General features: G+C 33.9%; 14 protein-coding genes. 4 read left to right on the top strand and 10 right to left on the bottom strand.

Going from position 1 to position 20,416, the window contains the following annotated elements; genetic code table 11:
- Window positions 1-20 precede the first annotated feature (20 nt).
- The 3 genes from OZP11_RS17500 to radC are packed head-to-tail and all read right to left on the bottom strand — an operon-like array spanning window position 21 to window position 2,155.
- Window positions 21-773 (bottom strand): hypothetical protein, encoded by a 753-nt coding sequence (locus tag OZP11_RS17500; RefSeq protein WP_281231832.1) that lies wholly within the window; start codon window positions 771-773, stop codon window positions 21-23.
- Between the two features lie 2 nt (window positions 774-775).
- Entirely contained in the window at window positions 776-1,462 is a 687-nt protein-coding gene (locus OZP11_RS17495; protein WP_281231831.1) for a YjjG family noncanonical pyrimidine nucleotidase, read from the bottom strand.
- Window positions 1,463-1,465: 3 nt separating this feature from the next.
- Window positions 1,466-2,155 carry a RadC family protein gene (gene radC, locus OZP11_RS17490; RefSeq protein WP_281231830.1) on the bottom strand — a complete coding sequence of 230 codons (690 nt, stop codon included), beginning with the start codon at window positions 2,153-2,155 and terminating at the stop codon, window positions 1,466-1,468.
- Window positions 2,156-2,261: 106 nt separating this feature from the next.
- On the opposite strand from radC, the gene OZP11_RS17485 reads away from it, so the two are divergent.
- Window positions 2,262-2,891: a DUF1287 domain-containing protein gene (locus OZP11_RS17485; protein ID WP_281231829.1), complete on the top strand. Its 630-nt coding sequence runs from the start codon at window positions 2,262-2,264 to the stop codon at window positions 2,889-2,891.
- A 68-nt stretch (window positions 2,892-2,959) separates the two neighbouring features.
- Here OZP11_RS17485 and OZP11_RS17480 read toward each other — a convergent pair whose 3' ends face one another.
- Together OZP11_RS17480 and OZP11_RS17475 are read right to left on the bottom strand one after the other, a co-directional pair.
- Window positions 2,960-4,315: a UDP-N-acetylmuramate--L-alanine ligase gene (locus tag OZP11_RS17480; RefSeq protein ID WP_281231828.1), complete on the bottom strand. Its 1,356-nt coding sequence runs from the start codon at window positions 4,313-4,315 to the stop codon at window positions 2,960-2,962.
- A 64-nt stretch (window positions 4,316-4,379) separates the two neighbouring features.
- Window positions 4,380-5,069: a tetratricopeptide repeat protein gene (locus OZP11_RS17475; protein WP_281231827.1), complete on the bottom strand. Its 690-nt coding sequence runs from the start codon at window positions 5,067-5,069 to the stop codon at window positions 4,380-4,382.
- Between the two features lie 127 nt (window positions 5,070-5,196).
- Here OZP11_RS17475 and OZP11_RS17470 point away from each other — a divergent pair, with 127 nt between their 5' ends.
- Complete coding sequence (locus tag OZP11_RS17470; RefSeq protein ID WP_281231826.1) at window positions 5,197-11,691, top strand: alpha-2-macroglobulin family protein; 6,495 nt, start codon at window positions 5,197-5,199, stop codon at window positions 11,689-11,691.
- A 202-nt stretch (window positions 11,692-11,893) separates the two neighbouring features.
- Here the strand turns inward: OZP11_RS17470 and OZP11_RS17465 are convergent, their stop codons facing one another.
- Window positions 11,894-14,038 (bottom strand): S46 family peptidase, encoded by a 2,145-nt coding sequence (locus OZP11_RS17465; RefSeq protein ID WP_281231825.1) that lies wholly within the window; start codon window positions 14,036-14,038, stop codon window positions 11,894-11,896.
- A gap of 313 nt (window positions 14,039-14,351) precedes the next feature.
- On the opposite strand from OZP11_RS17465, the gene OZP11_RS17460 reads away from it, so the two are divergent.
- Window positions 14,352-14,882: an outer membrane beta-barrel protein gene (locus OZP11_RS17460; protein ID WP_281231824.1), complete on the top strand. Its 531-nt coding sequence runs from the start codon at window positions 14,352-14,354 to the stop codon at window positions 14,880-14,882.
- A 112-nt stretch (window positions 14,883-14,994) separates the two neighbouring features.
- On the opposite strand, the gene obgE is transcribed toward OZP11_RS17460, so the two are convergent.
- From obgE to hpt, 4 genes are all read right to left on the bottom strand, one after another.
- Window positions 14,995-15,996, bottom strand: coding sequence for a GTPase ObgE (obgE, locus tag OZP11_RS17455; protein WP_281231823.1), 1,002 nt, complete (start codon window positions 15,994-15,996; stop codon window positions 14,995-14,997).
- 90 nt (window positions 15,997-16,086) lie between these two features.
- On the bottom strand, window positions 16,087-17,361 hold the full coding sequence (locus OZP11_RS17450; RefSeq protein WP_281231822.1) for a hemolysin family protein: 1,275 nt from the start codon (window positions 17,359-17,361) through the stop codon (window positions 16,087-16,089).
- A gap of 224 nt (window positions 17,362-17,585) precedes the next feature.
- Window positions 17,586-18,158 (bottom strand): adenylate kinase, encoded by a 573-nt coding sequence (locus OZP11_RS17445; protein ID WP_281231821.1) that lies wholly within the window; start codon window positions 18,156-18,158, stop codon window positions 17,586-17,588.
- Between the two features lie 68 nt (window positions 18,159-18,226).
- The gene (gene hpt / locus OZP11_RS17440; protein ID WP_281231820.1) at window positions 18,227-18,757 is read right to left on the bottom strand and encodes a hypoxanthine phosphoribosyltransferase; all 531 of its coding nucleotides are present in this window, start codon (window positions 18,755-18,757) and stop codon (window positions 18,227-18,229) included.
- 186 nt (window positions 18,758-18,943) lie between these two features.
- Here hpt and OZP11_RS17435 point away from each other — a divergent pair, with 186 nt between their 5' ends.
- A complete protein-coding gene (locus OZP11_RS17435; RefSeq protein WP_281231819.1) occupies window positions 18,944-20,218 on the top strand; it encodes a PQQ-dependent sugar dehydrogenase in 1,275 nt (424 codons plus the stop codon).
- Window positions 20,219-20,416 lie beyond the last annotated feature (198 nt).

Genomic DNA, 20,416 nt, shown 5'->3' with positions numbered 1-20,416 from the left:
TAAAATCTAAAATCTAAAATCTAAAACTTAACTGAAACTTTTTCAGAAATTAGTTTGTCATTTTGGTAATACTCAAAATACCATTGATTATCCTTGGCATTTAAAGATCCCTGAATTCCTTCTTTAATAGCTATAAAAGAATCAGGACGAGATGTTTTTAAAAGTTTCATTACAACTTTTGGCGTTTTATCAATCAATTGATATCCGTTTTCTGTTGGCTGTGCATATAACAAATTAGGATCTGAAAGATTTACAGTCGGAGCTGCAACTGTTGCAGTGACAGGAGTAGGAGTATTTGAAACAGCAGGAGTTGTTGCAGCCGCAGTCTCTCTTGATGCAGCAATAGTTTTTCCGTTGTACTTGTAATGCTGGCCAATGACAGAGACAAAAGCATTGTCTAAACTTTCTTTATACGCCACTTCATATTCTTTTTCCCTGCTTTTCCCTATCTCAGATGTGTAGACTACTTTTCCGTAACAATCTTTAAACTCAACGTAAAGCTTAGTTACCAAAAATCCATTATCTCTTTTTACATCGATGTATAACAAATCACATCTGTCGCCAAAACCGGCAGGAAGTGTTTCGTTTATATAATAAGCCTCAAATCCTGCTTTCTGCAAGTTCTGTTTCGTTAATGTTGCCAGTCTGTACTGGTTATCTGATTTCATAAATTCATATTTCAAAGGTATAATAACACCTTTGTAGTCGTTTATTGATTGTGAAAATCCAACAACCGAACACAATAGAAAAGTCAATAAAACTTTTATTTTCATAGCTATAGATATTTTTTTAGTTCTAATAAATGGTTAATTTGTTTAAAATCTTTAGGCGTATCAATATTTCTAATATTAAAAAAGATGGCATCTAAACCGGCATTTAATGCACCATTAATATCAGCTTCGAAATCATCACCAATCATAATACTGTTTTCTTTTGAGGACTGAGCCAGATTAACAGCATAATCAAAGATAATACTATTTGGCTTTTTTACACCAGCCAGTTCCGAATTTGTAATTGTGGTAAAATAACCTCCCAGAGCAGCATTTGCTATTTTTTTGTCCTGAACATTAGCAAAACCATTGGTTATAATATGCAGTCTGTATTTCGGTTTAAGATATTCCAATACTTCGATAGCTCCGTCAAACAAGTAATTATTATCTGTCAGGAATTCTATATAATCATTGGCAATCTGAAGAATATTTTCATCTGAAATCACATAATTCAATGCATTAAAAGAAAGCTTCAAACGGTTATAACGTAATTCTTCATGAGTGATTAAATCATTCTGATACAATCGCCAGCATTCCTGATTAATCGGCAGATATTCTTTGATAAAATCCTCTGTTTTAATTTCGGCATATTTACTTTTAAAGATTCGGTCAAAAGCCATTTCAGAGTTTTTATCGAAATCCCATAGCGTATGATCTAAATCAAAAAAGATGTCGGTTATATTGGTATTCATAGATTAAAATATTCCTTCATCTACAAAACTATAATATTTTGTTTCAGTAATGATGATATGATCTAAAATTTTAACATCTAAACTATTTCCTGCAATTTTCATCTTTTTTGTAATCTCCTTATCACCTTCACTTGGAATCAATGAACCTGATGGATGATTATGGCACAAAATCAAGGCTGTAGCACCAATTTCGAGAGCCATTTTAAAAACCAGCCTTACATCAACAACAGTTGCCGATATACCTCCTTTGCTTAATTGCGATTTAGAAATTATCTTATTCGAATTATTCAGAAAAAGCACCCAAAATTCTTCATGGGGCAGTTCTCCTATAACAGGCTGCATAATTTCAAAAACATTTTTGCTTGATGTTATTTTTTTAAGTTTCAGCACATCTTCTGATCTTTGCCGTCTTCCTAATTCTAAAGCAGCAATGATCGTTACAGCCTTAGCTGCCCCTACTCCTTTAAACTTCATTAACTGAGTAAGCGTCATTTTTCCCAAAGCATTTAAATTCTCAACGCTGGCCAAAATGCGTTTACTTAAATCAACAGCAGATTCTTTTCGGCTTCCGGATCCAATCAAAATCGCAATCAATTCGGCATTACTTAATGCTTCTTTCCCCTTCTGCATTAATTTTTCACGAGGTTTGTCATCATCAGCCCAGTGTTTTATAGCAAAGTAAGTTGGTTCCATAAAATAAAATTTTCAAGGAGCGAATATAAATTAAAAAGAAAGAAAAATCATTCAAAAACTTTTGTTCATTTCAAATTCCCTTACTTTGCAACGTAAACTATTCACAATGAAAAAACTAACGCTTCTTCTAGTTTTTGTTAATTTTATTTCATGCCATCAAAAAGAAACAAATACTTTCTTAAACGGCAACGATTCAATCGCAGATACTTTTTCAGAAAAACTTTCTCAAGCCTCAATCTCAATAATCGATCCTTCTATCGATTATGATCCTGCTTATTTCAGCATACAATATCCAAACGGAGATGTGCCTAAAAATAAAGGGGTATGTACAGATGTTATAATTCGTTCTTACCGCAAATTAAATATAGACTTACAGCAGGAAGTTCATGAAGATATGCTTGAAAATTTCGCTGTTTATCCTAAAAAATGGGGACTAACCAAAACCGATACCAATATTGATCATCGAAGAGTACCAAACCTTGAAACATTTTTTGAAAGAAAAGGTTCAAAACTATCTGTTACAAAAAATCCGAAAGATTATAAAACCGGAGAAATCGTAACCTGGCTTATTAATGAAAAATTGCCTCATATTGGAATTGTAACCAACAAAAAATCCAAAGATGGAAAGAGAAATTTAATCGTTCATAATGTTGGCCGCGGGCAAGTTTTAGAAGATTGTTTATTTAAGTACAAAATCGCGGGACATTATAAATTTGGAGAAGAAATCTCAAACTAGGAAATAGATAAAAAAAAAGTGCCAACTGCATAACAATTGGCACCTTATAAAATTTTCTAATTGATTAATTACTCTATTAAACCTTTTACTTCATCAAAATTCAAACCTCCGTAATTTCCTGAACTCATTAATAAAAGGGCAGAATTATCCAGATTTAAATTGAATAAATATTCTTTAAACTCAGCTGGATTGGTATAAATTACTAAATCTTCGCGATTAAAAGCTTTTGCAATCTGCTCGTAAGTCACTTCTTCAAGCTGTTTAATTTTTACAGCATCCGGAGAATAAAATACAACTGCTGTATCGGCATATTCTAAAGCACCTTCGTATTCTTTTAAAAATTCGGCATTTAAACTGCTGTAGGTGTGTAATTCCAGACAGGCAACTAAAGTTCTATCCGGGTATTGTTCTTTAACTGCTTTAGTCGTTGCGGCAACTTTACTTGGTGAGTGTGCAAAATCTTTATAGGCAACTTTTCCTTTTCCTTCTGCTATTTTTTCAAGACGTTTAGAGGCACCTTTAAAACTGGCAATAGCTTCGTAAAAATCAGCTTCGTCAACTCCCATATTCTGGCAGATCCATTTTGCTCCGGCAAGGTTATTTAAATTATGCGCGCCAAAAACTTCGATTGGCATATCGCCTTCCGGAGTTTTTAATAAAGTCACGCCATCATTTACAGAATATTCCGGAGTATGGTAAGGCAGTTTACGAATTGGATTTGCTGCAGCTTCTGAAACACGTTTCACTTCAGAATCATTTTCGTTATAAACCAAAATACCACCGTTGGTAATTTTTTCTATAAAGATCTCAAACTGCTCTACATAATTCTCATACGTTGGAAAAACATTAATGTGATCCCATGCAATTCCTGAAATTAAAGCAATATTTGGCTGGTATAAATGAAACTTTGGACGACGGTCTATTGGAGATGACAAATATTCATCGCCTTCCAGAACCATAAAATCATTTTCTTCCGTAAGATGCACCATCGTGTCAAAACCTTCCAACTGTGCCCCTACCATATAATCTACCGCAATATTATGATAGTGCATTACATGCAAAATCATTGAAGTAATGGTTGTTTTACCGTGTGAACCTCCAATTACCACACGCGTTTTATTTTTAGACTGCTCGTATAAAAATTCAGGATACGAATAAATTTTCAATCCTAATTCCTGTGCTTTCAATAATTCAGGGTTATCAGCTTTTGCGTGCATGCCTAAAATAATGGCATCAATATCCGAAGTTATTTTCTCAGGAAACCATCCCATCTCTGCAGGAAGAATTCCTTTTTTCTCCAGTCTTGATTTTGAAGGTTCAAAAATAGCATCGTCGCTTCCTGTAACCTGATATCCTTTATTATGTAATGCCAATGCCAAATTGTGCATCGCGCTGCCGCCAATAGCGATAAAATGTGTTTTCATTTAAAATCCATTTTTATAAAAATCCCAATCAAAATAGACTGTCAAACGTACTATTGCAATTGAGTTATGATGATTCGAATTTTTGTTTTAATTCCCCTGCTTTTTTAGGGTCTTTTAATTTGTTCAAATATAAATTATATAATTTTTGAAATGTTACTTTTGAATTGCCAATTTCATGTGCTTTCCTATAATTTTTCTCGGCCAGATTGTATCTTTTAAAATAATCTTCGATCCTGCCTCTAGATAAATACCCATCAACAGGCGAAAACTGAGCCAGTTCATTAGAATATGCAATAGCTTTGGATTCACTGCCTCCCAAAATGCCGGGCAGTTGCAAATATATTTCGATTAAAGCCCATCTTGCCTGAACATGCTTCGGATTTAGTTCAATTGCTTTTTCAAAAGCCTCTTTCATGTCTCCTACCATAGTAAAAGCTTTTAACCGGTTTACTTCTACCGCCCTCATAGCCAGACAGCCTCCATATTTAAAGAAATAATCTGCTGTATTGGGTTTTAATGTTTTTAGTTTTTTAAAATATGCCGCTCCTTTTACCCAGGATTTTTGATGCCCTGCTATTTCACCCAAATATTCCAGTGTTTTTATATCAGATGGACTGCTTTTTAAAATTCCTTCAAAAAGAACTTCTGCTTCATTGTACTTCTTAGAATGAAACAATTTTTCTGCCTTTTCAAAATTAGTCTGAGCCCAGCCATATATTGGGAGAATTAACAGAATGATGAGCAGTTTTTTCATGCTTCAAAAATAAGAAATATAAAATCTCTTATTGCATTTACTGATAAATTACTACTTTGTACGAAAATTATTTTTAATCTTCCCAACCTTTATCTTCTAAAAGTCCTCTATATTCTAAAACTACTTTATGAAAAAAATATTACTTGCTTTTCTATTCCTTTCTACAATTGCATTTGCGCAGCAAAATGATAGAAACTGGAAGAACGTTATGACTTTTGAAAACGAAGGCAAAATAAAATCAGCAAATGAAATAGTGGAGAAAATCTACAAAAAAGCTGTTTTAGAAAAAGATGAAGTACAAATGATAAAATGCTTTTTCTTTCAGTCAAAATACATCCAGACTCTCGAAGAAAATGCACAGGCTAAGATTATCGACAACCTCAAATCGATTAAAGATCAAGCATCTATTCCTTCAAAAGCTATTTTAAATGTAGTTTATGCTAAATGTCTAAATGATTATTTCAGCTTAAATGAATATAAAATAAGGCAGCGCACCAACCTTGAAACTATTGATGATAATTTCCTAACCTGGACCGAAAAGAATTTAACTAATCAGATTACTGCCATTTTAAAGCAAAGTCTGGAGAATGAAAATATCTTAAAAAATACTCCTTTAACAAAATATGAATTGATTTTTGACTATCCTGTTTTAGAAAAATTCAAAAAGCAAAATCTCTTTGACTTTATTGTAAAAGAAAATATCAGTATTTGTACAAGCAGAATTGACATATATACTTTTCAAAAAAATGATTATAATGAATATAAAAAAGTTCTGCTAGGAGAATCTAATGATTTTATAAATGCTGATTTTGGATTACTAACAAATGAGAGAATCAAAACTGTTCTTCAATTATATCAAAAACAGGAAAAGAACAATCCTGATTTAGAAAATCTTTGGAACCGAATTGAATTCTGCAAAAAATACCTGCTCGTTGTAAACGAAGATTACATCCATGCGCTGAATACTCTGCAAAAAAAGAATAGTGATCTTTCATTAACTCAAAAAATACAGTTTGAAAAAGCAGTTTTTTACACTCAAAATGCTTCAAAAGAATTACATCCAGATTATAACATAAAAGCGATTAGTTTACTGGACAGCATTCTGAACAGCGGCGTTAGATCAAATGCTTACAGATTAGCCTATCAAAAAAAAGAAAATATACTTTATAAATCACTTCGTGCCGAGCTTCAAAAATATACTTATGAACAGGAAAATACGAGAGCTTTAATAAGACATAAAAATGCTGCCCATTTAAAAATTTCTTTCTTTAAAATTGCAAACAAACAACTTTTAGAATTAGAAAAATACGGCAGAAAAAAAGACAGTCTCAGAAATGATATTATTCAAAAAGTACAACCCTCGGCTGCAAAATTATACGTACTTAAAGATAAAAAGGACTTTTTTGAATATTCAACCGAGGTGCTGCTCCCTCAATTAAAAAAGGGATCCTACTTAGTTTGTTTTGAAAGTGATTCAGATACAGAAGAAAAAAAGACTTATACATTTGAAACCATGACTGTTTCTAACCTTACTGCACTGGCAAGTCAAAGCAGTAAAGGAGAAAGCTATCAGGTTGTGGATCGAAAAACCGGAAAACCTGTAGAAAATGCTGTAATTAAAAATGACGTTTTTAAAATTAAAACAAACAAAAACGGCACTGCTCTTTATACTAACAAAAAAGAAAACTACAGAAATGATCCTATTCTCATAACAACTGAGAATGACACTCTTTCTGTTCAAAAAGGCTATATCCCGTACAATGGCAGATACAAATATGAGGAAGATGAAAAGTTATCAAATCTAAAAGTTGAGTTATATCTTGACCGTGCTATTTATCGTCCCGGTCAAAAAGTTTATTACAAAGGAATTGCTGTTCTTAAAAATAAAGCAACAAAAAAAGTAGTTCCCAATACTACTTTCACAATTATCGTTGATGACGCAAAAGGAAACGATTTTACAGAATTTGATGTAACTACAAATGAATTCGGATCATTTTCAGGCGATTTTATGCTTCCTAACAACGGACTTACAGGCCGCTTTACCTTAAATGCCGAAGAACCCAATACTAATAAAAACAGTAAAAATTATAATAAGAATAAAAAGAAAGATTCTTTTTGGGAAAATATTGATTTTGAAAATTCACATATTGCTTTTAAGGTTGAAGAATACAAACGTCCTAAATTTGAAGTTGTATTTGATGCTAAGAAAGGAAATTATCAGATCAACCAGTCCGTTAAAATAAAAGGAAGCGCTAAGGCTTTTGCAGGAAGCAGTATTTCTAATGCAAAAGTAACCTACTCAATAACTCGTTTTACCAATTATTCAAGACGTTTTTATGCTTATGAAGAACGTGAAACCATAGCTGAGGGAGAAACTACAACCGATTCTTCGGGGAAATTTACAATTGATTTTACGGCTCTTCCTTCTAAAAACAGTATAAAAGAAAACCTTCCTGTTTTCAATTATGAAATTGAAGTTTCAGTTACCGATATAAACGGTGAAACACATGACGCGGAAACAATTCTAAAAGCAGGCTATCATAATCTTGACTTAGAAGCAGCTGTTGATACTCAGATTGAAACAAAAAATAAAAACGTAATAAAGCTTCACAGTACCAATTTAAACGATGAATTTTTAGCTGCAAAAGGAGAACTGAAAATCTATTTTGTAAATCCGTCATCAACAAAATTTAAAACCAGAATTTTCAACAAACCGGATTTTGAAGACATCACAAAAGAGGACTTCGAACAATTATTTCCTTTTGAAAACAACGAAAATCCAAAAGAGGAAATAAAAGAAACACTCGTTTATTCTAAAAATATCGATACAGAGAAAGACAAAATCCTTCCTCTCGATTTTATTTCAGATTATAAATCCGGAAACTACAAGATTGTTTTTTCTGCAAAAGACAGTTATGACAATTTAATAGAAGACATTTCAAATGTTACCATCAAACAAAGCAGAGACAAATTTGACACCGATAAACTTTTTACTGTTTCGCAAATCAATACAGATCCAAAAAAAGACGGTTTTGTTCAGTTAAAAATAACCTCCGTTATTCCCGAACTTTACATAACAGCCACAGGAAGCTTTGACAACAATGTTTTTTCAGAAGAAACTTATCATTTGAAAAACAATGAAACTATGGTTAAGATTCCTATTCAAAAAGAATTTCAAAATGCTCTTACATTCAATTTTGAATCTGTTTTTGAAAACGAAAAATTCAACAGCAATTTATATGTATTTCTAAAATCAGAAACTCCAGAATTAAAATTCGATGTACAAACTTTTAGAAACAAACTGGAACCCGGAATTAAAGAAAACTGGTCATTTAAACTAAATGCTTCAGGAACAAAAAATGAAGCTGAAATTCTGGCATCTATGTACGACAGCTCTTTGGATCAATTTACCAAACAGAACTGGAATTTACTAAACATCAATGACTCGTACAGCATGCAGGTTAATACTAAATCTATGCTTGGCTCACAAAAACTGTACATTCCGTTTCAAAATTTAAACAAACGTTCGAATCGTATTATATTGAAAGATGAAGCGCTTAAATTAATCTGGTTTGGATTCAATTTCAATACAACAAGTAATTCTTATAAACAGCAGCAGGAATATCAAAAACAGCTGAATAAGAAAATCCCAAAACCGGCAAATGCCAAAATGATTTCGGGAATTATTACAGATCAAAATAATGAAGGTCTTCCAGGGGTTTCAATTACCGTTAAAGGAACTCAAAGAATGACAAGCAGTGATTTTGACGGTTATTATGAAATTGAAGCTGCTCCAAAAGAAGAACTTATATTTTCATACTTAGCTTTTGACACTGAGTCTGTCAAAGTAGGTAATAAAAAAACAATTGACATCAGCTTAATCGAAAACACAAGTAAATTACAAGAAGTTGTTGTTACAGCTTACGGAACACAGAAAAAAAAATCTATGACCGCATCAGTAGTTGCAATAAAATCGCAGGTGATAGAAGAAGGAGAAGAAGACGAAGGTGTTTTCAGCAGTAGCTCTATGGCAGAAATGGTTAGCGGAATGGCCTCGGGAATTCAAATTAGAGGTGCCGCCGATATAGGAGACTCTTCTCCTTTATTTATTCTTGACGGCAAAATAATCTCTCAAACTGATTTTAAAAGTCTAAAAACACAAGACATACTAGACATCTCTGTGGTAAAAGATAAAAACCTCTTAGCTTCTTACGGATCAAAAGCATCAAATGGCGTAATCATCATCACAACCAAAAATGCCCTCGAGGAACTAAACCAGGTTAAAGCCAGAAAAAACCTTTCTGAAACCGCGTTCTTTTTTCCTGATTTAAGAACCGATGCTAAAGGAAAAGTAAGTTTCAACTTTACTTCTCCCGAATCCTTGACTGCATGGAAACTTCGTTTACTGGCGCATAATAAAGATGCTGTTTCAGGTTATCTGGAGAAAAGCGTAATTACCCAAAAAGAAATAATGGTTATGCCGAATTTACCGCGTTTCCTAAGAGAAAAAGATACCATTGTAATAAGTGCCAAGATCTCAAATGTTACCGCTGAAGCAAAAACCGGAATCGCCAGTCTGCAGTTTTTTGATGCCGTAACTATGGAACCAATTGATGCAAAAATGCTCAACGCACAAAATATTAAAAACTTTACAATTCCGGCGTACGGAAATACAATCGCAAACTGGAAAATCACAATTCCCGAAGGTTTACAAGGCGTTCAGTATAAAATCGCAGCCAAAGCTGGTAATTTTTCGGATGGAGAAGAAAGTATAATTCCTGTTCTAACCAATACTATGCTCGTAACAGAAAGTATTCCGGTTTGGGTTCGTGAGAATTCAGCGAAAGAATATACGTTTGAGAACTTAAAAAACAATACGTCGACAACTTTAAGAAACCATCTGTTTACTTTTGAATATACATCTAACCCAACCTGGCTGGCAATTCAGTCACTTCCTTATTTAATGGAATACGAGCATGAATGTGCCGAACAGACTTTTGCAAGATTTTATGCGAATGCTTTGGCTACTGAAATCATTTCAAATAATCCTAAAATTGCAGCTGTTTTTGAAGAGTGGAGAAAAAAAGGAAAACCAGCTTCTAAACTTGAAGAAAACGAAGAGCTAAAATCACTTATTCTCGCCGAAACTCCGTGGATTCAGGATGCACAAAATGAAGACGAAAAGAAAAAGAACCTATCTCTTTTATTTGATTTAGAAAAAATGAAATCTTCACAGGAAAGTATTTTTGAAAAATTAAAACAAAAGCAAAAACCTTCAGGCGGATTTAGCTGGTTTGACGGAAGCGACGAAAGCGAATATATTACCAGACATATTCTGGCTGGTTTAGGACATTTGGAAAGACTCAGCAAAAACACTAATAATTCCAAAATTGAAGAAATTGCTAAAACCGGAATACCCTTTATAGACCGTAAATTTTTAGAATATCATCAAGCAAGAACCAGAGATTTAAAAGCATCAGAAAAGCTCATTTGGTTCAATCCGTATTCTGATCTTCATTATTTATATACCAGAAGTTTTTATTTAGAGAAATATCCGCTTTCTGATACACTAAAAAAAGCGACGAAACTATATCTTGAAACGGCTAAAAAAGACTGGCTCAACTATTCTATCTATGAAAAAGGACTGGCTGCATTGACTTTAAACCGTTTTGGAGAAAAAGACAGTGCGAAAAAAATTCTTGAGAGTTTAAAAGAAACTTCTTCGAACAACGAAGACTGGGGAATGTACTGGATTGCCAACAAAGCCGGATGGTATTGGTATCAGGCGCCTATAGAAACTCAGGCTTTACTAATTGAGGCTTTCGCCGAAATAAATAACGACACAAAATCTGTAGATGCAATGAAAGTCTGGTTATTAAAAAATAAACAAACCAAAAACTGGCCTACCACAAAATCAACCACAGAGGCCGTTTATGCCTTATTGATGCAGGGAACCGGCTGGCTTTCTATAAAAGATAATACAATTATAAAATTGGGAGATGAAAAAATCATGACCAAAAAATTATCCGAAAACGAAAAAGAAGCTGAAACCGGTTACATCAAACTAAATTGGAAAGCCGATGAAATCAAAAAAGAAATGGCTTCGATAAAAATTGAAAACAAATCTAAAGTTCCGGGTTATGGCGGTGTGTACTGGCAGTATTTTGAAGATTTGGAAAAAATAAAAAATGATTCGGGTTCAGGGTTAAATCTTTCCAAAGAATTGTATTTAAAGAAAAACACTTTAGAAGGAAATCAATTGGAAAAAATTACGGCTAAAAATCATTTAAAAACAGGGGATTTAGTTACTGTCCGTTTAATTATTACCGCCAGAGAAGATGTAGAATATATTCATTTAAAAGATATGCGGGCTTCTTGTTTTGAACCTGTAAATGTTCTTTCGGAATATAAATACAAAGATGGATTAGGATATTATATGAGTACAAAAGATGCTGCAACACATTTCTTCTTTGATCGAATAAAAAAAGGAACTTATATCCTCGAATACGACATTCGTGTAAACAACAGCGGTGAATTCTCAAACGGAATCACAACGATTCAAAGCATGTACGCTCCGGAATTTGCAAGCCACACAAAAGGAATCAGAGTTACGGTTGATTAAAATTTAAAAAGATGCCACCGCAACCCAAGCGACAGCGAACTGACGAAGTAATTTACGGACTTATCAAAATTATTCCTGAATTACTTTAGAGTTTACCATCACAGGAATCGTATGGAAAAAACACGTGAATTCGCGACGGAAAAAAATAAAAAACCCGACAAGTTCCAGGACTTGTCGGGTTTAATTTTATAAAAAATTGAGATTATTTCACAATCGTCAATTCATCAATAATGTTTTTAGCTCCCGCGTATTTATCGATAATCCAAAGTACATAACGAATATCAACGTTAATAGTTCTTTGTAAATTAGAATCGAAAATAACATCTCCGGCCATAGCTTCGATATTTCCATCAAAAGCAATTCCTACTAATTCTCCTTTTCCATTAAGAACCGGTGAACCAGAATTTCCTCCTGTAATATCGTTATCAGTTAAAAAGTTTACCGGCATATATCCTGCTTTATCAGCATATTGTCCGTAATCTTTTTTCTTGTTCAACTCTAATAAACGAGACGGCAAATCAAATTCCTGATCTCCTGCTTTATACTTTTTCACCATGCTTTCCATAGTAGTATAGTTATTGATCGCAGCATCGTTGCGAGGATCAGCAGGTAAAGCGCGTACTTTTCCGTAAGTTAATCTTAAAGTAGAGTTGGCATCCGGATATTTAATTGCGTTTAATTTTGATTCTCTTAAACCTTCAACTAATTTACGGTAAGCAATGGCAAAACCATCATCTGCTTTTGACTGATCGTCTGTTTTAGTACGGTATTTAGTCAATAAATCATTAGAAATAATATACAAAGGATCATGTACAATTGCCAATGGTTTTGGATTAGCCATAAATGCCTGAATTTTTTCTTTAGATGAAAAATAACTCATTTCAGCACCTTTATTAACATCTGATGTAAAATCACCATTGTTAGCCGCTTTCATAGCTGCAATTTGAGTTGCTAAACCATATTCAGAAGCTTTTGCAGCATATAAGTTTAACTGTGCAATTAAAATATCTTTTTCTAACGGCTCATAGAATTCACCGTAAATACTTTCGATCATTGAATTGATCTTAGGAAGCATTTCTGCTTTTTTAGCATCATTTTCATTGAAATATGCGATTAATGCATTTCCTAAATTAGCAGGACCTGTTGCGTAGCTTGAAGTACGTAAAAGCTGCATTAAATAATTATCATGACGCGCTTTTAAGTTTGTTTCTCTGTAATAATCGTTAATAGTTGGAATTACGTTTTCGTATTTCTCTTTATTAGCCGGTTTACTTGCCCACTCATAGAATTTATCTTCCTGCTCTGCTTTTGTATCTACTGTTCCTGCTTTTGTTAAAGCATCAATCATACCCTGACGGTTTTTCCAGTAATTTGCAGTCGAAGCATATTTAGAAGCGTACTGTAAACGAACAGTAGCATCTTTATCCATATACTTTTTCATTACATCCATTCCGGTTTTAGCACCTTCAACCCATGCAGGATAAGCAAATTTAATATTCTGCTCAATTCCTCCTGCCGGCATCCAGCGGTTTGTTCTTCCCGGATATCCTAAAATCATTGCAAAATCATTTTCTTTTACCCCTTTTAAACTTACCGGCAAATAATGCTTTGGTTTTAAAGGCACATTGTCTTTAGAGTAAGCGGCTGGATTTCCGTCTTTATCAGCATATACTCTAAACATAGAGAAATCTCCTGTCTGGCGAGGCCATTCCCAGTTATCTGTATCTCCTCCAAATTTACCAACGCTTTCCGGCGGTGTTCCTACTAAACGAACGTCTGTGTAATCCTGGTAAACGAAATAGTAATATTCATTTCCCTGAAAGAAAGGACGAACAGAAACAGTGTATTTTCCATTTTCGCTGTTTTCTTTTTCGATCAAAGCAATTTCCTGCTGAATGATTTTATTTCTTTCAGTTTCAGTCATTGCATCATTTACTTTTGATAAAATTCTTTTAGAAACATCATCCATACGAACAAAGAAACGAACGTATAAAGATTTAGGTTTCATTTCGGCACTTTTTTCTTTTGCCCAAAAACCATCTTTCAGATAATTTTTCTCTGCAGTCGAAAGTTCTGCAATCGCATTATAACCACAATGGTGATTGGTTAACACCAAACCGTTTTTAGAAACGATTTCAGCTGTACAGCCTCCATTAAACTGTACAATCGCATCTTTTAAACTATGATTGTTAATACTGTAAATTTCTTCGGCTGTTAATTGTAAGCCCATTTTTTGCATATCCCTGTGATTTAATCTTTCGATAAACATCAGGAACCACATTCCCTCATCAGCCCTTACAGGAAAAGCCATGAGACACATAGTCAAGAATAAAACTATTTTTTTCATGTTATTTTATTTAAGTTCTGCGAATATAACTCATTTTCGCAAAAAAAACAGTCTATCCATTCAAAAACAAAACATAATAAACCAATAGATTGCTGATTTTGCGAATTTCTCAATTTATTGTTATCGCAGATAAAATCTTAAAAACATCAGGAAAAAGCAGCTAAAACAAATAAAAGCTTTTCCTTTCCCAAATTTAAAAATCAAACCACAATCTTATTTGTAAAAATATACTTTCTTTTAAAAAATAAAATAAAAGACTTTTTCTTACAATTTAATTTGTTTTATGTTTGCAGAATTAAAAATAAAAATAAGCATGAAAAAATTATTATTTGCAGCTGCAATCCTTATTTCAACAATTGCAAGCGCACAAAAAAATTCACTTTTAGTAGGTGGTAATGTTGGATACTCTTTGGAAAAAACAGGAGATTCTAAATTTGAAACATTTGAGTTCTCTCCAAAAGTAGGGTATCAGTTTGCTGACAGATGGACTATCGGAGCTGATGCTGCGATCAGAAGCGAGAAACTTAGCGGATACGAGAAAACTGACACTTACAAAATTGGCGGTTTTGTACGTTATGCCGTTCCTTTATCTGATTTATTTTCTGTATACGGAGATTTAGGCGCAGGTTACCAAAACGATTCATATGATAATGCAAAAGGAATGTATGCCAGCTTTACTCCTGCTTTGTTTATTAACATGAAAAACGGATTTGGTCTAAACTTTTCTATCGGGGGAATAAATTATGACAATCAGAAAGGGGACTTTACCCCAAGAAAAGAGAATTTCGGATTCAATTTTGGAAAATCAATAAGCATTGGAGTTTCTAAAAACTTTGGATTATAATTTTTAGGATTTTAGTTAAAAAGTAAATCCGTTACTTTTTGTTTTTTCGCGCAAAAAGTAAAAAACCCGACAATTTGTTATTGTCGGGTTTTATATTTTAAAGCAAATAATTTTACTCATTAAGCATTTTCCAAAGTCTGTCTTTCAAATCTGTCAGGCCTTGCTGGGCAACAGACGAAATAAACATATACGGAACATCTTTAAAACTTACGTCAAGCTCCGCTTTTAGTTCTGCTTTTAATTCGTCATCAAGCATATCGCATTTTGAAATAACAACCAGACGCTCTTTATCCAGCATTTCCGGATTGTATTTCGTTAATTCATTAACTAAAATATCGTATTCTCCTTTAATATCAGCTGTATCAACAGGAATTAAAAACAACAAAGTTGAGTTACGCTCAATATGGCGAAGGAAATAATGTCCAAGACCTTTCCCTTCGGCTGCACCTTCAATAATTCCAGGAATATCCGCAATTACAAAAGACTGGAAATCCCTGTATGCTACGATTCCTAAATTTGGTTTTAAAGTCGTAAACGGATAATCGGCAATTTTTGGTTTTGCTGATGTTAATACAGACAATAAAGTAGATTTTCCGGCATTCGGGAAACCAACGAGTCCAACATCTGCCAGAACTTTAAGTTCCAGAATCACATCCATTTCAAGTCCAGGAAGACCTGGCTGTGCATAACGAGGCGTTTGGTTTGTCGAACTTCTAAAATGCCAGTTTCCTAAACCTCCCTTTCCTCCTTTTGCCAGAATCTTTTTTTCTCCGTGTTCTGTAACTTCAAAAAGTGTTTCTCCGGTTTCTTTGTCTTTTACAACAGTTCCTAGAGGCACTTCGATAATTTTATCTTCTCCATCAGCACCGGTACTTCTGTCAGAACCTCCGTCACCTCCGTGTCCCGCTTTTACGTGACGGGCAAATTTTAAATGAAATAATGTCCAGAGTCCTTTATTCCCCACTAGATACACATGTCCGCCGCGACCTCCATCTCCTCCGTCCGGACCGCCTTTTTCAATAAATTTCTCTCTATGTAAATGCGTAGAACCTTTTCCTCCTTTTCCGGATGAAACATATATCTTAACGTAATCTACAAAATTTCCTTCTGTCATTGTTTTTTTTTATCTAAAAGTTTCAGGTTTCAGGTTCCAAGTCTGCACAACGCAATAACTTGAAACTTTAAACATGAAACAAAATTCTCTCTACTCTTTTAAAGCTTTTACTAAAACTTTATCAATCTTAACGCCATCCATATCGACAACTTCAAGAACAAATTTTTGCCAAACTAATTTTTCGCCTTCTTTTGGGATATGCGAAAGTTCGGTCATAATCATTCCGCTTACGGTGTTTACTTCGTAATCGTTTGTTAATTCGTCCAGTTCAAAATAAGTTAAGAAATCGTGTAACGAATAATGTCCGTCAACAAGCCATGAACCGTCTTCTCTTTCTACAAGCTGAAATTCATCTTTATAAAACTCAGCAGCATCACCTACCAAAGCTTCCAGAATGTCATTCAAAGTAATCATTCCCTGAAAAACACCGTATTCGTCTGAAACCAAAGCGTAATGAATACCTGTTTTTTTGAAATTTTCCAAAGCTTTATAAGCCGTAGTCTGTTCCATTAAATAAGGCGCATCTGACATGATTGAAGACAAATCAAAATTGTCATTTTCTATATGCGCAAAAATATTTTTTAGGGTTACAACCCCAACAATATCATCGTAATTATCATTGTAAACCGGATAAACGCCGTGCAGGTCCTGAACAACCAATTCTTTAATTTTTGTTTTATCTGCATTTAGCGGCAGCATGTCTACAGACTTTCGGTGTGTCATTAAAGAACTTACTTTTCTGTCTCCAATATGAAAAACACGCTCCACGATATCCTGCTCAATTTCCTGAACTTCTCCAACTTCTGTTCCTTCTTTGATAATGGCTTTAATTTCTTCTTCGGTCACTTTTCCGTCAGCAGTCGGCTTTATCTGAAAAATGTTCAGTAAAAAATCTGTCGAAGAAGTCAATAACCAGATAAAAGGCGCTGTAATGATCGAAATAACTTTCATTGGCATTGCTACCATTTTGGCAATCGATTCAGGATAATTTAATCCGATACGTTTTGGAAGTAATTCTCCTAAAACCAAAGAGAAAAAAGTAAGAACCACAACTACAATTCCAACTGCAATTGAGTGTGCATAAGGCTTTAAAACTTCAAAACCCGCAACAAATACCTCAACATCGGCAGTGATTTTATCTCCAGAATAAATACCGGTTAAAATTCCGATTAAGGTAATTCCGATTTGTACGGTTGATAAGAATTTGTTTGGGGAATTTGCCAGGTCAAGTGCTGTTTTGGCACTTTTGTTTCCTTTTTTAGCAGCAGTTTCAAGTCGGTTTTTTCTAGCCGAGATCAATGCAATTTCAGACATAGAGAAAACTCCATTTAGTAGTATTAGAAAAAATATTATTAGTATTTCCAATGTTTAGTAGATTCGTTATTTGTTTGGTTCGTTGCGTATTATGTGGTATTCTTATTTTTTAACTCAGATGGAATGAAAAGCCCGAAGCTAAAAAAACTAATTTTTCCTCCCAAAAAACAGTCAACTCCCGAAGTCTCGGGATAAGCTCGTTTTATGGTTTGGAAAAATAGTTTTTTTTACTTTCCCGATAGCTATCGGGATTTCACGTACAGCTGGATTAGCTTCTACAAATTATCTATAACTGAAGTTAATCTCTCAGTAATTTCTTCAATAGTTCCGATACCGTTTACGGCGTGAAACTTGTTTTGTTCTTTATAATATCCAATCAATGGAGCTGTTTTTTCGTTGTATTCCTGATATCTTACACGAATTTTTTCTTCGTCCTGATCATCTGCTCTTCCGCTTGTTTTTCCTCTTTCAAGTAAACGTGCTACTAAGATTTCGTCATCAGCTTCTAGAGCAATTGTTGCTGTTACACTTGAACCAATTGTTGGCAAAAATTTATCTAAAGCCTCTGCCTGGTTAATTGTTCTTGGGTAACCATCGAACAAAAATCCTGCTGTATCCGGATGTTTTTTTACTTCATCGATTAACATTGCCGTTGTTATTTCGCAAGGAACTAATTCTCCATTGTCCATAAAAACTCTTGCTTGTTTTCCTAATTCTGTATCATTTTTTAAATTGAAACGAAAAATATCTCCTGTTGAAAGGTGTGTTAAATTGTATTTTTCTTTTAAAAATTCAGCCTGAGTTCCTTTTCCTGCGCCAGGCTTTCCGAATAAAACGATGTTAATCATAATGAATTTGCGTGTTGTGACTTCTTTTTACAGAAGTTTAAAATGAATATTTAGTTGTGTTTTGTTTTTTATTCTGCTAATTTATAGACCTCTGTCAGGTTTCGTCCCAAACCGTCGTAGTCTAATCCGTAACCTACAATAAACTTATTCGGAATTCTGACTCCAACATAATCTATTTTGATATCTTTTTTGTAAGCTTCTGGTTTAAAGAACAAAGTTGCTACTTTGAAATGTTTTACGTTTTGTGCTTTAAACAAATTTTTTAATTCTTCAATCGTGTTTCCTGTATCGATAATATCTTCGATGATAACGACGCTTCGGCCTGATAAATCCTGATTAATGCCGATTAATTCTTTAACCGAATTTGTGGTTTCAGTTCCTTCGTACGAAGCCATTTTTATGAATGAAACCTCGCAAGGTTTTTTATATTTTTTCAAAAAATCGGCAACAACCATAAATGCGCCATTTAGAACTCCAATAAAAACAGGAATTTCATCTCCAAAATCATCTTCTACCTGCGCCACTATTTTGGTTAAAGCAAAATCAATTTCTTTTGCCGAAATAAACGGAACAAATTGTTTATCGTGAAGTTGTATCATTATTTTTTAAATTTAAAATAATTGACAAAGATACAGAATTACAACTTAATTGCTCCAAACAAAATATACTACAACTGTATATTTTTTGCGAATGTTAAATATCAGTTAATATTTACAAATCATTTTTTGACACTAATTTAAAATTGAGTAAATTGTTGTTATATAAACCTTTAATTATCAGAACGAATGAAAAGATACTTACCATTATTCTCTATATCATTATTAGCATTAATGACTTCGTGCAACGGACAGGTTAAAAAAGATGAAAAAGAAGCACTGGCTAAACAACCTGGAAATGTGGTAAAAACTGCGATTGGAGATTTGACACTTCCGCCACCATACGCAACAGAATCTAAAACAAAAAACAGCAAGGTTATTGGATGGCCAGACGGAATTACGCCAAAAGCGCCTGAAGGTTTTACGGTGACCAAATTTGCAGATGGTTTTCAAAATCCGCGTTGGAGTTATATCGCGCCAAATCAGGATATTTTTGTTGTCGAAAGCGGAACTCGTATGAGCAAAAACCAGATTACAGTCTTGCGTGATAAAGATAAAGATGGTAAATATGAAACCCGCGAGGTTTTTATTTCGGGATTAAACAAACCTTTTGGCATGTTGATTTTGAAAGACTTTTTCTATATCGCAAATACTGACGGATTATATCGTTATCCTTATAAAAACAATCCGCTAAAATTAGAAACTAAAGGTGAAAAAATCCTTGAACTTCCTGCTGGAGGCTACAACAATCACTGGACAAGAAATTTGTTGGCAAGTCCTGACGGAAGCAAAATCTACGTTTCTGTTGGTTCCGGAAGCAACAATGCCGAACATGGTGTTGACAAAGAAGTTCGCCGTGCTGGAATTCTGGAAATTAATCCTGACGGAACGGGCGAAAAAATCTTTGCTTCGGGTCTTAGAAATCCAGTTGGAATGGATTGGAATCCTGTTAATAAAGAACTTTGGACAGCTGTAAATGAGCGTGATGATTTGGGCGATGATTTAGTTCCGGATTATATTACGAGTGTAAAAAGAGATGGTTTTTACGGATGGCCTTATTCTTATTTTGGAAACATTCCAGATCCAAGAATGAAAGGAGAAAGAAAAGATTTAGTCGAGAAAGCAATTGTTCCTGATGTTCCGGTTGGTTCGCATACGGCTTCTTTAGGATTGGCTTTTTATACCAAAAATGCTTTTCCTGCGAAATATAAAAACGGTGCTTTTGTAGGTCAGCATGGTTCGTGGAATCGTTCGGTAATTTCGGGATATAAAGTGCTTTTCGTTCCTTTTAAAGACGGAAAACCTTCAGGAAAACCAGAAGATTTTTTAACTGGTTTTGTTTCTGATAATGATAAAGCTGAAGTTTATGGACGTCCGGTTGCTGTAACGGTTATGAACGACGGATCGCTTTTGATAAATGATGACAGCGGAAATACGATTTGGAAAGTTTCTGCTAATAAATAACTAAAGATTCCTTAACCACAAATTTGCGCAATTTGCGGTTAAAAAATTTTCCAATTTTAATCCGACAGCTATCGGACAAACTAAATATTTTAAACACATAGAGACATAGATTTTTGCTTTAAAAAGAAGTTGTTAAATAAAAACTCGTTTTTACACATAGTTTCTATGTGAATTCAAATTAGTAAAACGCCTTTTTTG

The sequence above is a fragment of the Flavobacterium gelatinilyticum genome, assembly GCF_027111295.1.
GTDB lineage: Bacteria > Bacteroidota > Bacteroidia > Flavobacteriales > Flavobacteriaceae > Flavobacterium > Flavobacterium gelatinilyticum.
This window is presented reverse-complemented; position numbering and strand designations above follow the sequence as displayed.